This window comes from Enterobacter sp. Sphag1F (genome assembly GCF_014193275.1).
Classification (GTDB): domain Bacteria; phylum Pseudomonadota; class Gammaproteobacteria; order Enterobacterales; family Enterobacteriaceae; genus Pantoea; species Pantoea symbiotica.
On record NZ_JACHZD010000006.1, the window covers coordinates 26,933 to 41,346 of the forward strand.

11 protein-coding genes are annotated in these 14,414 nt (G+C 54.2%); 3 read left to right on the forward strand and 8 right to left on the reverse strand.

Going from position 1 to position 14,414, the window contains the following annotated elements:
• Positions 1-85 precede the first annotated feature (85 nt).
• A complete protein-coding gene (locus FHW71_RS18450) occupies positions 86-568 on the forward strand; it encodes a cold shock domain-containing protein (RefSeq protein WP_179452778.1) in 483 nt (160 codons plus the stop codon).
• A 105-nt stretch (positions 569-673) separates the two neighbouring features.
• Here FHW71_RS18450 and tssD read toward each other — a convergent pair whose 3' ends face one another.
• From tssD to proP, 8 genes are all read right to left on the reverse strand, one after another.
• The gene (gene tssD / locus FHW71_RS18455; RefSeq protein ID WP_179452777.1) at positions 674-1,159 is read right to left on the reverse strand and encodes a type VI secretion system tube protein TssD; all 486 of its coding nucleotides are present in this window, start codon (positions 1,157-1,159) and stop codon (positions 674-676) included.
• Positions 1,160-1,175: 16 nt separating this feature from the next.
• Entirely contained in the window at positions 1,176-1,502 is a 327-nt protein-coding gene (locus tag FHW71_RS18460) for a DUF1493 family protein (RefSeq protein WP_179452776.1), read from the reverse strand.
• Positions 1,496-1,963, reverse strand: coding sequence for an STM2901 family protein (locus FHW71_RS18465; protein ID WP_179452775.1), 468 nt, complete (start codon positions 1,961-1,963; stop codon positions 1,496-1,498). Before FHW71_RS18465 ends, FHW71_RS18460 begins: the two co-directional genes overlap by 7 nt.
• Positions 1,964-2,143: 180 nt before the next feature.
• The gene (locus FHW71_RS18470; RefSeq protein WP_179452774.1) at positions 2,144-3,787 is read right to left on the reverse strand and encodes a methyl-accepting chemotaxis protein; all 1,644 of its coding nucleotides are present in this window, start codon (positions 3,785-3,787) and stop codon (positions 2,144-2,146) included.
• A 158-nt stretch (positions 3,788-3,945) separates the two neighbouring features.
• Positions 3,946-6,018: a glycogen debranching protein GlgX gene (glgX, locus tag FHW71_RS18475; RefSeq protein ID WP_179452773.1), complete on the reverse strand. Its 2,073-nt coding sequence runs from the start codon at positions 6,016-6,018 to the stop codon at positions 3,946-3,948.
• A 34-nt stretch (positions 6,019-6,052) separates the two neighbouring features.
• Positions 6,053-8,539, reverse strand: a complete 2,487-nt coding sequence (gene treY / locus FHW71_RS18480; protein WP_179452772.1) for a malto-oligosyltrehalose synthase — start codon at positions 8,537-8,539, stop codon at positions 6,053-6,055.
• Positions 8,536-10,320 (reverse strand): malto-oligosyltrehalose trehalohydrolase, encoded by a 1,785-nt coding sequence (gene treZ / locus FHW71_RS18485; RefSeq protein ID WP_179452771.1) that lies wholly within the window; start codon positions 10,318-10,320, stop codon positions 8,536-8,538. Before treZ ends, treY begins: the two co-directional genes overlap by 4 nt.
• A gap of 335 nt (positions 10,321-10,655) precedes the next feature.
• Positions 10,656-12,095 (reverse strand): glycine betaine/L-proline transporter ProP, encoded by a 1,440-nt coding sequence (proP, locus tag FHW71_RS18490; protein WP_179452770.1) that lies wholly within the window; start codon positions 12,093-12,095, stop codon positions 10,656-10,658.
• A 308-nt stretch (positions 12,096-12,403) separates the two neighbouring features.
• On the opposite strand from proP, the gene FHW71_RS18495 reads away from it, so the two are divergent.
• Both FHW71_RS18495 and FHW71_RS18500 read left to right on the forward strand, forming a co-directional pair.
• Positions 12,404-13,105, forward strand: coding sequence for a response regulator transcription factor (locus tag FHW71_RS18495; protein ID WP_179452769.1), 702 nt, complete (start codon positions 12,404-12,406; stop codon positions 13,103-13,105).
• Complete coding sequence (locus FHW71_RS18500; protein WP_179452768.1) at positions 13,102-14,370, forward strand: HAMP domain-containing sensor histidine kinase; 1,269 nt, start codon at positions 13,102-13,104, stop codon at positions 14,368-14,370. The genes FHW71_RS18495 and FHW71_RS18500 overlap by 4 nt, the downstream gene beginning before the upstream one ends.
• Positions 14,371-14,414 lie beyond the last annotated feature (44 nt).

The following is a 14,414-nucleotide window of genomic DNA, read 5'->3' on the forward strand; positions in this document are numbered from 1 at the left end:
TACAGCAAAGACGTGGTCTGCGCAGGCAATGTGCTTTACACTGCGGGCTGAAAAAACTGAGTAGATAACGATTAGGTAGGCGGCAATGGCGATGAACGGAACGATCACAACCTGGTTTCAGGATAAAGGTTTTGGATTTATCAAAGATGAAAATGGCGATAACCGCTATTTCCATGTGATTAAGGTCGCTAACCCTGAGCTGATCAAGAAAGATGCGGCGGTGACATTCGAGCCGACAACCAATAACAAGGGTTTGTCAGCCTATGCGGTGAAAGTCGCACCCGAAAGCAAATATATCTATATTGCCGGTGAGCGCCTAAAGCTTACGTCGATCAAGTCTTACGTGGTTTACAGCGAAGAAGTGCCGGTTGAGACGCGTATCGATAAAGAGAATACCGTGCTGTCAGTTGGCATTTTGATGAATAGCATCAAGCCGAAAACAGATGTTAAGCCGGATGAAGTCCGCTCACTTAAAAAACTGGCGATTACCACTTTTCAGGGAACAACCTTAATTTTCACGGCAGATGAAATCGATATTGATGCCACTGTGAAAATGCTGAAGGTCTGAGAATATTCGGATTGATTCTGTGCCGAAATCCCGTGTTATGCATAAGCAGGATTCCGGCATCGAATAAGCTGCGATAAATCTCTTTCAATAATTCTACTTCTGGCTTTAGGCCGTTGGCCTCTCATTCCATGCATCGGTGTACTGAATGTTGCCATCAACATATTTCCACGTGATCTTTGCATAACGAAGCGCAACGCTTTCCATATGTCCGGTTCCAGGACAATTACGCGTATCATGCATGATCGGCGATATGGATATGACCTTTACATCTTCCATTAATATATTGAAGTACTCTTCTTCCTGGCCGGCGTCACTGATGCGATACCACTTAAATTCTGCAGCTTTCATCGTCTGGCCTGTAGCAACAGCTTTATAGAGATAAGGGGATGCGGAATCAATTTCTTTTTCGAATTGGAACGGAGCATGTTGCCTGGTACCAGTCAGCTTACCAGTATTGCTATCTGTCGGAATGCTGAGATTATGGTGAATACCTCTAAGCTCAATACTGCCTTCACGGTTCATTACATCAGAACCACCACGGATTACAGCACCGCCATCATCTTTAATCCACATATGAACTGGAATTGCCATATTAATTCTCCTTGTATTAATTGTATAACCAACGACCTGCTTTAGCGGATTCTATTAACATTCCTATCGAAAAATCGGGAACCAGCACTGGATTAATCTTTTTAAAAGGATTCCAGGAAAATGGAATTTCTGGATAGTAGACTTTGATATCGAAGCCAGCTGGATCAACATTAAATTTTTTAAAATACTCTCTCATTAACTCCTCAGCCTCATATTCATCAATGCTAAGATCGGTATCGAGATCAGTATTTTGTGTAAGAATTACTTTCTTGATGTTAAAAAAATAGGTTCCAGCATACGGCTGAATGAAGTCATATATTTGCTGATCTAAATTGCTCACCATATTTTATCTGCTTCTGAGGCAATTAAGTTGTAGTCCCTGACCGTAAAATAAACTATTTGTGATACATCGGCAGCAAGTATTATGACTCCGAGTAAGGGAACGGTTCTCCCAACAAAAGTGCCAATGTTTCGGACATAAACTTTTCTTGCAGTCCATGGCGTATAACCACCTAACCATGTTGGGAGCTCAAGTCCAAAAGGGAATTTAGCCTTCTTGAATACGGCTCGTGAAGCTTTTGATGCATAGGAAGTACCTTTCGTTGTATTGCCACCAATTTTCCCTCTCGTTGATAGGTTGTTTCTACCGGAAACGATAGCCGCCACAGCTGTGAAATCGGCAACGCCCAATCCATATTGCTCGACGACCTTTTCACAAAAAATCATAAAAAGTAGTTCACTGGAGGTTAAGTTTGACCGCCCAGCGTAGAAGTACGTCCCATTAAGCTGCTCAACCGTATCCATATTCATCCTCCCTGAATGACAGACAGCCAGATTACAGTGGGATGAACGCTAATTTTTGTTCAAAAGAGAGGAGTGGAACGACTAATAGCGGGTGAAATATTGCAGAGTTTTGCCAGGCAAATGCAGTTAGGTCGCCATGAATGGCGACCCTACGTAGCTTAGCTAGATTTTGGTAACACCTTAAAAGCTCTGCCAATCCGCGTCATTCACCATCGCAACGCGCGAGGGCTTAACGTATGAAGCCTTATGCACCACAGCCTGGGTCTGATAAACCTCGCCTGCACCCGCAACATGGAATTTCCCCACCAGCTGATTCAGATTCCCGGCCTGCTCCTGCAGCGACTGCGAAGCGGCAGAAGCTTCTTCCACCAGCGCGGCGTTCTGCTGCGTGACATCGTCCATCTGATTCACCGCTTGCTGCACCTGCACAATGCCCTGGCTCTGTTCAACGGCAGCGGCGGCAATCTCTTCCACCAGTTGGCTCACCTGATGAATGGCATCATTCATTACGCTCATATTGCGGCCGACGTCGCTGGCCTGCGCGGCACCGGCTTCGGTCAAACGATGGGACTCTTCAATCAGCGTCTTGATTTCACGCGCGGCGGTGGTGGAACGCTGCGATAAGTTACGCACTTCACCGGCGACCACAGCAAATCCTTTGCCATGCTCACCGGCACGCGCGGCTTCAACAGCGGCGTTGAGCGCCAAAATATTGGTCTGGAAAGCAATGCCTTCAATGATCGAGACAATTTCGGTCACTTTGCGCGAGCTACCACGAATGTTATCCATGGTTGAAAGCATGGTGGTCAGTGATGTGCTGCTCTTCTCCGACAATCCGCTGGCGTTGGCGGCAAGCTGACTCGCCTGGCGGGTGTTATCGGCAGTCTGACGTACCGTTTCACTCAGTTCGGTCATGCTGGCGGCGGTTTGTTCCAATGATGCCGCCTGCTGTTCTGTACGTGATGAAAGATCTTCATTGCCAGCGGTGATCTGCACCGATGCGCTACTAACCGATTGTGATGCCTGACGCACGGAAGACAGCGCGCCTGACACGCGCTCCATAAGGATGTTAAACGAGTGCGCCATGTTGCCCACTTCATCACGACGACTTTCATCCGCCTTCAGCGTCAAATCGAGGTTCTCGCTGGCCGCCATCATCACCTTGCCTGCCGCAGACAAACTGCGACGAATGCGCAGTACGGTGAACAGCGACAGCACACCAAAAATCAGCACGGTAGCAATAACGCCAGCAATGGTGGTCCACAGCACGGAATGGAAGGTGCTGCGGTTAGTGGCGCGCAGTTCATCTCCAATAGTGATATTTAGCTGCAGCTGTTTTTGATAATCACTAATCAGCTGACGGATCGCGGCACCGATGCCAGTTTGCCCGTCAATCAGCGCCAGACTGATATCATTTTGATGGCCACGCGAAGCGGCTAAGAAAGACGGCAGCGCGGCGATGACATGCTCAATATTGGCGTAAGCGACTTCCGTTAAGCGCTTATCTTCATCATTGGAGATATCGTTAGCCATGTAGTAATCGGTTTGTGATTTCAAATCCGCCAGCTGTTTTTGGATCTCATTCTCAATCGCCGGCATTTTACTGTCGTCGGTCTGGCTTTTGTGTTTGTACAGCGTTAGGGCCAGCTGGTTACTGCCATCAATGAGTTTGCCCAGATCTTTAATCGAGGGAATCGCATTGGCCTGCACGTATTCAAAACGATCCTGAAAACCTGAAAGCAGAGAAATGGCGAGTACAGCTTGTAGGATTATGGCAGCAAACAGTATAGAAAATGTGGCAAACAGACGTTGGGAGATGTTCATTTTATTATCCTTAATCTAAAAAGCCTCCCGGGCGGAGCAGCACAGGAAGGAAGGCAAGTTAATAACCATCGGCAGATTAAGGAATTTAGTTAATTTATTTTATCAGGTGCGCATTGATGCGCACCTGATAACCAGGGTCGCCATGAATGGCGACCGTATTACGGTCTGCGGAACAGCGCCAGACTGCGGCCTTCCAGCTCGAAATCCTTCTCTTTAGTAATCACCAATCCCTTCTCAACGCCTTCTGAAGTCGAAAGCTCCAGCGCCCAGCCGCCTTCACCAAACTGCGGAATACGGAACGGCACGTTGCCTTCGTACGGATTAAACAGCATCAACACGTCATGCCAGATACCTTCTTCCGTCTCTAAATCCGGCCGACCGAGATAAACCCCAAGCGTGGTGCCATCATCCCATTGGTCGGCCTGCTGGAAGCCACCACCGGCGTTAAACCATTTGATTTCCATCCCATCGCGCCAGCTTTCACGCCGCAGCAGCGGCTGTTTAGCTCTTAACGCCAGAATATGTCGAGTAAAGTCGCGCAGCGCATCAGCGGAAGGCGGCAGGTTTTCCCAATGCAGCCACGAAATTTCGCTGTCCTGACAGTAGCCGTTGTTATTGCCGAGCTGGCTACGACCAAACTCATCGCCCGCCAACAGCATCGGCGTGCCGTGCGAGAACAGCAGCGTGGCGAGGAAGTTGCGTTTCTGCCGCTCGCGCACCGCGTTAATGCCTTCATCGTCCGTTGGGCCTTCCGCGCCGTAGTTGTACGAACGGTTCTCGTTATGGCCGTCGTTATTGTCTTCACCGTTGGCTTCATTGTGTTTCTCGTTGTACGACACCAAATCGTTCAACGTGAAGCCATCATGCGCGGTAAGGAAGTTGATGCTGGCCCACGGACGGCGACCGCGCTGATCGTAGAGATCGCCGGAACCGAGCAGGCGCGCGGCGAAATCATTCGTGACCATGTCACCTTTCCAGTACTCACGCACCGTATCGCGATACTTATCGTTCCACTCCGCCCAGCCTGGCGGGAAGCCGCCAACCTGATAGCCGCCCGGCCCGATATCCCACGGTTCACCAATCAGCTTCAGTTTAGACAGCACCGGATCCTGCATGATGGCGTCAAAGAAGCCGCCGCGCTGGTCAAAGCCTTCTGGCTCACGTCCTAGCACGGTGCCGAGATCAAAGCGGAAGCCATCAACGTGCATCGATTCGGCCCAATAACGCAGCGAATCCAGAATCATCTGCAGCACGCGCGGATGCGAGGTATTCACGGTGTTGCCGGTGCCGGTATCGTTGATGTAATAGCGATGCTGATCCGGCAGCGTGCGGTAATAGGAGTAGTTATCGATGCCTTTAAACGACAAGGTTGGACCGAGTTCATTGCCTTCGGCGGTGTGGTTATAGACCACATCAAGAATCACTTCGATACCGGCATCGTGGAAGGCGCGCACCATGTCGCGGAAGCCCTGAATGCCGCGCGGACCAAAGTAACGCGTGGCCGGGGCGAAGAACGCCAGCGTGTTGTAGCCCCAGAAGTTTTTCAGACCGCGATCCAGCAGATGCTGATCGTCCGGGAAACCGTGCACTGGCAGCAGTTCCACGGTAGTCACGCCCAGACTTTTGATGTAATCGATCGAAGCCTGATTGCTTAAACCGTCGTAAGTGCCGCGCATCTCTTCGGGCACCGCCGGATTAAGCTGGCTGAAGCCTTTCACATGCGCTTCATAAATCACCGTTTTTGACCACGGAATATTCGGGCGATTGGCATCCTGCCAGTCAAATTCGTTGGGATCGATGACCACGCATTTGGGCGTAAACGGCGCGCTGTCGCGGGTATCGAAACTCAAATCCTTCTCGTCATCGTGCAGGTCATACGCGAAGTGCGACTCATCCCATTGCAGTTCGCCCGCCAGTTCGCGCGCGTAAGGGTCAAGCAAAAGTTTGTTGGGGTTAAAGCGATGGCCATTTTCCGGCTCATAAGGGCCGTGCACGCGATAACCATAGAGCGCGCCGGGCTGCAAGCCGGTAATATAGCCGTGCCACACTTCATGGGTATATTCCGGCAAATCGAAGCGGGCGATTTCATTTTCGCCACTCTCATCGTACAAACACAGCTCTACGCGCTCAGCGCAGGCCGAAAACAGTGCAAAGTTCACGCCCTGGCCATCAAAGTTAGCGCCAAGCACTTGTCCCGAACCTGCTGTAATTTTTAGAGGCTTACTTGTCATCCATTATTCTCCACACAGATTGATCGGGTATGTATCAGCTGCTCAGCAGCACTAACGGCGCACTTGAGGCCGCCTCATCCAGCGCGATGTAATCGCCAATCGCCACGCTTGCGCCTGTCCATAAGTTGCGATAATGGCGATGGGCGAGTGATTCGGTCAGTTCTACTTCGGTTTGCGTCCATTGTGCGTTGTCGAAACTCAGGCGCGGCAAGATCACCAGCAGGGCGTGATCGCTGTCCTGACGCGCAAAGGCGATGACTTTTTCCTGATGTTCACCGTTAACCTGCAGCGGCTGATAATCACCCACGCGGAATAGCTGCGGATAATCGCGGTGCAGATGCAGAAGGCGGGCAATCACCTGTTGTTTCAGCTTGCCGCTCAGCCAGTTTTGCGCGTCGTTGAAATCGGGAGATTCAGACTCTTCAAGCTGCTGTTCCAGCAGATCAAAGTCAGGCGTGCGGCGGTTGTCGGGATCGACCAGGCTGAAATCCAGCGCTTCGCTGCCCTGATAGATATCCGGCACGCCCGGCGCGGTGAGTTTGATCACCGTTTGCGTCAGGCTGTTGATCAGTCCAGCCTGGATAAACGGCTGCAACGCGTGGCTGAAGTCGCTGAGGAACAGCTGATTGGCCGGAGAAAGCAGATGACGCGCATAATCCAGCACCGCGTTTTCGTAGGCTTCGTTGCTCTCTGCCCAGTCGGTGCGCAGCTTGGCTTCGCGTAACGCTTTCTCGACAAAAGGAATAAAGCGCTCTTCGAGTTGGCTGGCATCCTGCGGCTGCAAGGTGGTCGGCCATACGCCGGCTAACGCCTGATACAGCATCCATTCCACCGCCGGTTCCGGTGCGGCGCCATCTTCCAGCTCAACCACCTGCGCCTGATTAATCTGCCGCCAGCGCGTGACGTGTTCCGCCCACAGCGCTGGCGCTTCGCTCAGCGTGTACAGCCGCGCACGCGCATCTTCGCCACGCTTGGTGTCGTGGGTTGAAGTGGAAGAGATGCCATCGGGTTGTTGTTGCAGCCGCGTTTGCATCTCGCTGTGGAAATGCGCCAGCGAGAAAGCATGTGGTAGCGGCTCTGCGCCGACTTCATTGATGGCTAACGCGACGTGATTGCGGAAGAACAGCGTGTCTTCCACTGACTTCGCCATTAGCGGTCCGGTCAGCTGCTGGAAGCGCACGCGGAATTCATGCGCATCTTTTTCACTCTCTTCGGAAACCGCGCCCAGCAGCATCGCCTGCAGCAAACTAAGCGCCGTTGGCGACGCGCTGTTTTTTACGATTTCCAGCACCTGTTGCAGCAGCTCTTCACCTTCGAGCGGCATGCCATCCTGCTGGCCGTAAGTGCGATACACCGGGAAGGCAATAAGGATTTCCCGCAGCGCGACGTGCAGCTCCGCTTCACCGAGGTTGCGATGTTCAGAAGTGGCAATCTGTGTCGCCAGCTTGAGTAAACGCGCAAACTCACCGGCGAAATTGCGATCGACCATCAATTCGCGCGCCACGCGCAGTCCGCCTTCAACGTCGTTTCGTTGTCCGGTGATAGCTTCATACGCCAGATGCAGCGTATCGATCTGCGAATCATCGACCAGCGCGTGCGACAGCGCGGCAATAAATTCGTAGCCGGTGGTGCCGGAAATCGGCCAGTCGTCAGGGATCTGTTCCCCTTCGGCGAGGATTTTTTCCACCGTGATATAGCAATCCGGGCCGGTGGCCTGGCGCAGCTGGCGCAAATAACCTTGCGGATCGGCAAGGCCATCAACGTGATCGACGCGTAATCCGTTGACCGCGCCCGAGCGCACCAGCTCAAGAATCAGCTGGTGGGAATCGGCAAACACCGCTTCATCTTCAACGCGCACGCCGACTAAACCGGTGATCTCAAAGAAACGGCGATAAGAGAGCTCGCTGCGTGCATCGCGCCAGCTGATCAAGCGCCAGGGCTGCTGCTCATGCAGTTCGGCAATCGCTCTGGCATCGGTGATCGCCAGCACCTCGTCGGCGCGATCCTGCCAGCTGGCGGGCGTCAGCGGGTAAAAGCTGTCGTAATAGGCCAGCGCCGGATGGCCGGTTTCCGGATGCGCTTTAATGCTCAGCTCACCGTTTTCCAGCACGTTCTCGAAGCTGTCGCCGAGAAACGGCAGCGTCAGGCGGCGCGTCCAATCGATGTCAAAGTGATTGGCATAGCGGCTGCTCTCGCCATACTCAATCACATCGCGCCACCAGGCATTCTCCAGCGAAGCCGCCATATGATTTGGCACGATGTCGAGAATCAAGCCGATCTCGGCGTCCTGCAACGCTTCAACCAGCCGATTGAAGCCGTCGCGGCCGCCAATTGCCGGTTCGATCTCATTGGCATCGGTCACATCGTAACCATGAGTGGATTCGGCGGTGGCGCTGAAAATCGGCGACGCGTAAAGATGGCTGATGCCAAGGCGTTGCAGATAAGGCACCAGCGCTGCGGCGCGATCAAAGGTCATGCCGTTGCGAAACTGAATGCGGTACGTCGCGGTTGGAATGCTCATTTTGTTGCTCCCTGATCCAAACGCACCACAATGGTGTGTTGGGGTAATGCTTCAGTTTCTTGCGGCCAGGCGAAAACCGTGCGGCCTGGCATGGTGGGTAAAGGTTGCGTCTGCTTGCCAATATTCAGCGCCAGCGACAGCACGCCCTGCGGGAAACGCCAACTGACGGCAACAAAGCCTTCCGCAGTGGCGAGCACCTTGCCGCTGTTGCCACCCGCATCCGCCGGCAACGGCACGATGTGTTGCTGACGCAGCGCCAGCAGCTCGCGCGTTAACGCCAGCCAGCTCTGGCCCGCAGGCGTTTGCAGCTTATTCCAGTCAAGTTTCGAACGGATGAAGGTCTGCTCAGCATTGGGATCCGGTACCTCTTCGTCATGCCCGGCGTGACCGGTAAACTCTCTGGCGCGACCTTCACGCACCGCTTTGGCCAAATCACCGTGGAAATCGGTGAAGAACAGGAAGGGATTGGTTTCGCCATACTCTTCGCCCATAAACAGCAGCGGAATGTGCGGCGACAGCAGCAGCATTGCCAGCAGCACTTTGGTGCGATCGCTGCCCGCCAGGTTGATCAAGCGATCGCCCTGCGCGCGGTTACCGACCTGATCGTGGTTCTGGATGAAATCGACGAACGCCACCGGCGGCTGGCTGGCGCTCGGCACGCCGCGCCGTTGCCCACTCTGTGGCGATAGCTCGCCCTGATAAGCAAAGCCTTCGGTCAGCACGCGCGCCACGAGTTTCTCCGGCACCTCAGCGAAATCTTCGTAATAGGCGTGGGTTTCACCGGTGGCGAATACGTGCACCGCATTGTGGAAATCATCGTTCCACTCGCCGGTAAACAGCGGCGCGTTGCCCTGTTTGTCGCGCGGATGCAGGAAGATGACGTTGCGGCAATCTTCGGTGGTGAGATGAACAGGGCGCTCGGGAATCGCCTGACGGATGCGTTCGGCAATCTCAATCAAGGCATGCTTGCTCGAGCTGTCTTCGATCTGGTCAATGGCATCAAAGCGCAGCCCATCCAGATTAAACTCCTGCAGCCAATAGAGTGGCGCTTCGACGATGTAGCGCCGCACCGCATCGACATCATAAGCAATGCCCGCGCCCCACGGCGTCATGCGTTCCTGATGGAAAAATTCCGGTGCCAGCAGCGGCAGATAATTGCCTTCCGGGCCAAAGTGGTTGAGCACGATATCCAGCACCACCGACAAGCCGTGCGCGTGCGCGGCATCAATAAAGGCTTTGAAGTCATTCGGCGATCCGTAAGCCGCATGCGGAGCGTAGAGCAACACGCCGTCGTAGCCCCAACCACGATTGCCGCCAAACTGTGAAACCGGCAGCACTTCCAGCTGCGTGATGCCTAATTCAGCCAGCCACGGCAGCCTGGCTATCGCCGCCTGGAAAGTGCCTTCTGGTGTAAAGGTGCCGATGTGCAGCTCATACACCACCGTTTCGCGCCACGGGCGACCTTGCCACTCGGTATGTTGCCAGCGATAGCTTTGTGGATCGATAACCAGCGAAGGGCCGTTAACATCTGCCTTTTGCGCACGGGCGGCGGGATCGGGCACCACCGTGCCATCGTCCAGCACAAAGTTATACTCTGCGCCAGGCGCCACGCCGCTGACTTGCAGCTCAAACCAACCGTCGCCTGCGTCGAGCATGGCTGCGTCGTTATCGGCAAGTCTTAAGGTGATGTGCTGTTGCCCAGGTGCCCAAACACGAAAACGGACGCTGTCATCAGCAAGAATTTCAGCGCCCCAGGATTTTTCAAATGATCTGAATTCCATTCAATTGCCTCGTTTAGCCCACGCAGGGGCAATGGACGACATCAAGCGATTCGCTACTGGCTGAAAACGATATAAAAATGGGGACTAACGTTGGGTCGGACTACAGATCATAGTCGATATTTTGGCCTTTTCTGGCGCGAGATGGTGGATTTCAGGTGGGTTTCGGAAATTATCGAATAAGCGGGGGATTTTTACGCTTCGGTTAGATGAGGTCGCCATTCATGGCGACCCTACAAACTGCGCCGGAATCTCGCACGGTCGCCATAAATGGCGACCCTACAAAATCACCCGTAGGGTCGCCATTCATGGCGACCTCTGTGGATGCGGCCTGCGATCTACGCCGGTTTATGTTTCACCTTGCGTTTACGCAGCTTATCGATCAAACGATGCGCTTCTGCTTCCGTCGCCACCGCAGGCGATGAACCTTTCAGCGGCTTACGTGCCGTTTCACTCAAGGTTAATACCGTCAGCAAACCAATAATCCCGGCACCGATCATGTAATACGCCGGCATCAGATTATTGTGCGTGGTATCCACCAGCCATGCGGTGATCAGCGGCGTGGTGCCACCAAACAGCGAAACCGATAAGTTAAAGCCAATCGCCAGCGCGCTGTAACGAATATCGGTGACAAACAGCGCCGGTAACGTTGCCGGCATGGTGCCGCTGAAGCAGGTATGTAACAGGCCCAGAATCGCCAATCCGGCAAATACCAGCAGCATGTTGCCAGAACCAATCAGCATGTAGCTCGGGATCGCCAGCACAATCAAACCCAACGCACCTAAACCAATCACCGGGCGGCGGCCAATGCGGTCGGTTAAATGTCCCCACATTAACGTCAGCGGCATCATGATGAACATAATCACCATCACCAACATCAGGCCGGATAATTCACTCATTCCCAGGACGCCGGTTAAATAGCTCGGCATATAGGCGGTCAGCATATAGTTGGAGACGTTGAACAGCAGCACCAGACCAATGCATTTCAGCAGCGGTTTACGCTGATCGCGCAGCATCTGCCACACGCTCAGGCGCGGTTTGTTGTGCTCCATCTCTTCGCGTTTATCCATGTGATCTTTAAACGCAGGCGTCTCTTCCAGTTTTAAGCGGATGTAGAGGCCGAACAGACCCAACGGCGCAGCGAGGAAGAACGGCACACGCCAGCCCCAATCCATCATGGTTTGATGCGGTAAGAAGGCGATCATCGCGGTAACCAGGCTTGCCCCCAGCAGATAGCCGCCCAGCGTACCGAACTCAAGGAAACTGCCCATAAAACCGCGACGCTTATCGGTGGAATATTCCGCGATAAAAGTAGCGGCACCGCCATATTCACCGCCCGTAGAGAAGCCCTGCAGTAAGCGTGCGAGCAGTAGCAGAATTGGCGCAGCGATACCGATGCTGGCGTAGCTTGGGATTAGACCGATACAGAAGGTACCGATCGACATCATGATCATGGTTAACGCCAACACTTTCTGACGACCAATGCGATCGCCGAGCGGGCCAAATACCATGCCGCCAATTGGACGCACTAAAAATGCGGCAGCGAAGGTACCGAACGAAGCGATCAACTGCGCGGCAGCGCTGGCATCGGCAAAGAACACCTGACCAATGATCACGGCGAGATAGCTGTAAACGCCGAAATCAAACCACTCCATCGCGTTGCCCAATGCGGCGGCACTGACCGCGCGTTTGAGTAATTTGTTGTCGATGACGGTGATGTCATCAACGGTTAAGCCACTGGATGTAGCTGAATTATTTGTATCCGTTCCTGTGCTCATATATTCCCCAGGTTAGAAAATGGCGCGATCTCATAGCTTTCGCAGCCGTAATTTCTTCAATGGAAAAGAAAGCTATAAGAGGCAGAAGAAGCGCAAACCCTAGTAAAGATTTCTATATCCCGCAAGTTGGCGGGATAAAACGCTGGCAGATGCGGCGGCCGCGAGCGGTCGAAATAAATTAAAGTCGATCATGCGGGATTTTGTAGGGTGCGCATTCATGCGCACCTGGCCGAAGAAGAAGCGAAACTAATTGCCTCCACACGATGTCTTTAACTCATCTGCGTAACCCTTCTGCCTGGAAAAATTAAATGACCTCCGTTCTGTTAATTGAGGACGATCACCGGCTGGCCCAGATGATCGTGCCTTACCTCACGCAGTACGAATTTAAGGTGGTGCACAGCGCCAGCGCGCAGGATGCGCAGTTCAAAATGAAACAGCGCGAATTTGATGTGGTACTGCTGGATTTGATGCTGGGCGATGCCGATGGTTTAGCGCTGTGCCGCGAGATTCGCAGCCAGTGTCACCATGAACCGGCGATCATTATGGTGACAGGGCGCGGCGATCCCGCTGACCGCATTATCGGGCTGGAGGTGGGGGCGGATGATTATCTGCCGAAGCCGTTTGAGCCACGCGAACTGCTGGCACGGATGCGTGCGGTGCTGCGCCGCATCAGGCCAGGCAGCCGGGCACACAGCGACCAGATCATTCGTTCCGGCCCGCTGGAGATCGATACCGCCGCGCGCACCGTATTGCTGAATCAGCAAGCCTGTTCACTCACTTCGTTACAGTTCGATCTGCTGGTCTCGCTGGCGCGCCAGGCCGGACGCGTACTGAATCGCGAACAAATCTGGCAGTCGGTGCGCGGTGAAACCTACGACAGCTTTGATCGGGCGATTGATGTGCATATTGGCCGCATCCGCCAGCTTATCGAAGACGATCCGCGTGCGCCGAAACGCATCATCACCGTGCGTGGCGTTGGTTATGTGTTCTCGGCGTTGCCCAGTGCATGAAGCGTCTCGCCGATTTTCCGCTGCATCTGCAAATCTTCTTCGCCTTCAGCTGCGCACTGTTTATGGTGGTGAGCTGCACCATCGCACTCTGGTTGTGGAACAAAGATGACAATCCGAATCTGCAGGCTTTTGCCACCTTTTCTGAGCTGGTGGAGCAGAACCTGCCGCCTGCCGATGCGCCGCGCGCTGTGCAAATGGCGGCGATGGATCGCTGGATGCAACGCGCCCACACGCGTTTTGCCCTGTTTACCGCCAATGGCGAACGACTGAGTCGCCCGCTCGATCCGCCGCTGGCATTCCCGCCGCGTGACGCCTTTGGGCAGATCGAGGATGACTGGTACGGCATGCGCTTCGTCTGGCCGCTTAAGGACAAACGCGTGCTGGTCACGCAGTTCAGGAGCGATCAGCAGAAACGTCCGTGGCTGTTTATTCTGCTGATGCTGGGATTGGCGGGCAGCGTGGCGCTGATCTCCTTCCCGGTAATACGCCGTTTAACCGCGCGGCTGGAGTCGCTGCAGCAGAGCGTGGAATCGCTGGGTCGCGGCAATCTCAGCGCGCGCGTTACGGTGGCCGGACGCGATGAAGTGGCACAACTCGCCACCAGCTTTAACCGCTCCGCCACGCAGATCGAGCAGTTGGTGCAGTCGCAAAAAACCATGCTGGCGAATGCTTCGCACGAATTACGTTCACCGCTGATGCGCATTCAGATGGCGGCGGCACTACTGGCACCCGACGATTCGCCAACGCGCCGCGAGTTGCAACGCAGCGTCGGCGAATTGGACGCGCTGGTGGAAGAGATTCTGACACTGAGTCGCCTGGAAATGGCGAGCAGCGCTATCAGCGGCGATTTCCAGCCCGCTGATATCACGGCGATCGCAGCGGAAGAGTGCGCCGCCGTGCAAATTGAGTTGCAGGCCGAACATGTGGTGGCGCAGGTCGATGCGCGGCTGATTCGCCGCTTGCTGCGCAATCTGATTGAGAACGCGCTGCGCTACGCCGGGTCGGAAATTTGCGTCGCGCTCCGGCACGCGGCGGATCGGCACTTTACGCTCGAGGTGCAGGATCGCGGTCCCGGCATTCCGCATGAAGAACTGGAGCGTATTTTCCAACCGTTTTACCGCCTCACTCATCGCGGCAACGGCACAGGTTTGGGCCTGGCGCTGGTGCGGTCGATTAGCGAATATCACGGCGGCAGCATCAGCGTGAGTAATCGTGCTGGCGGCGGAGCCTGTTTCTGCGTGCGTTTACCGCTGGCTGTTACATAACTTTACCGGAGGTAAAAACCGGCGTTACACAAGGCTGCTGCAAT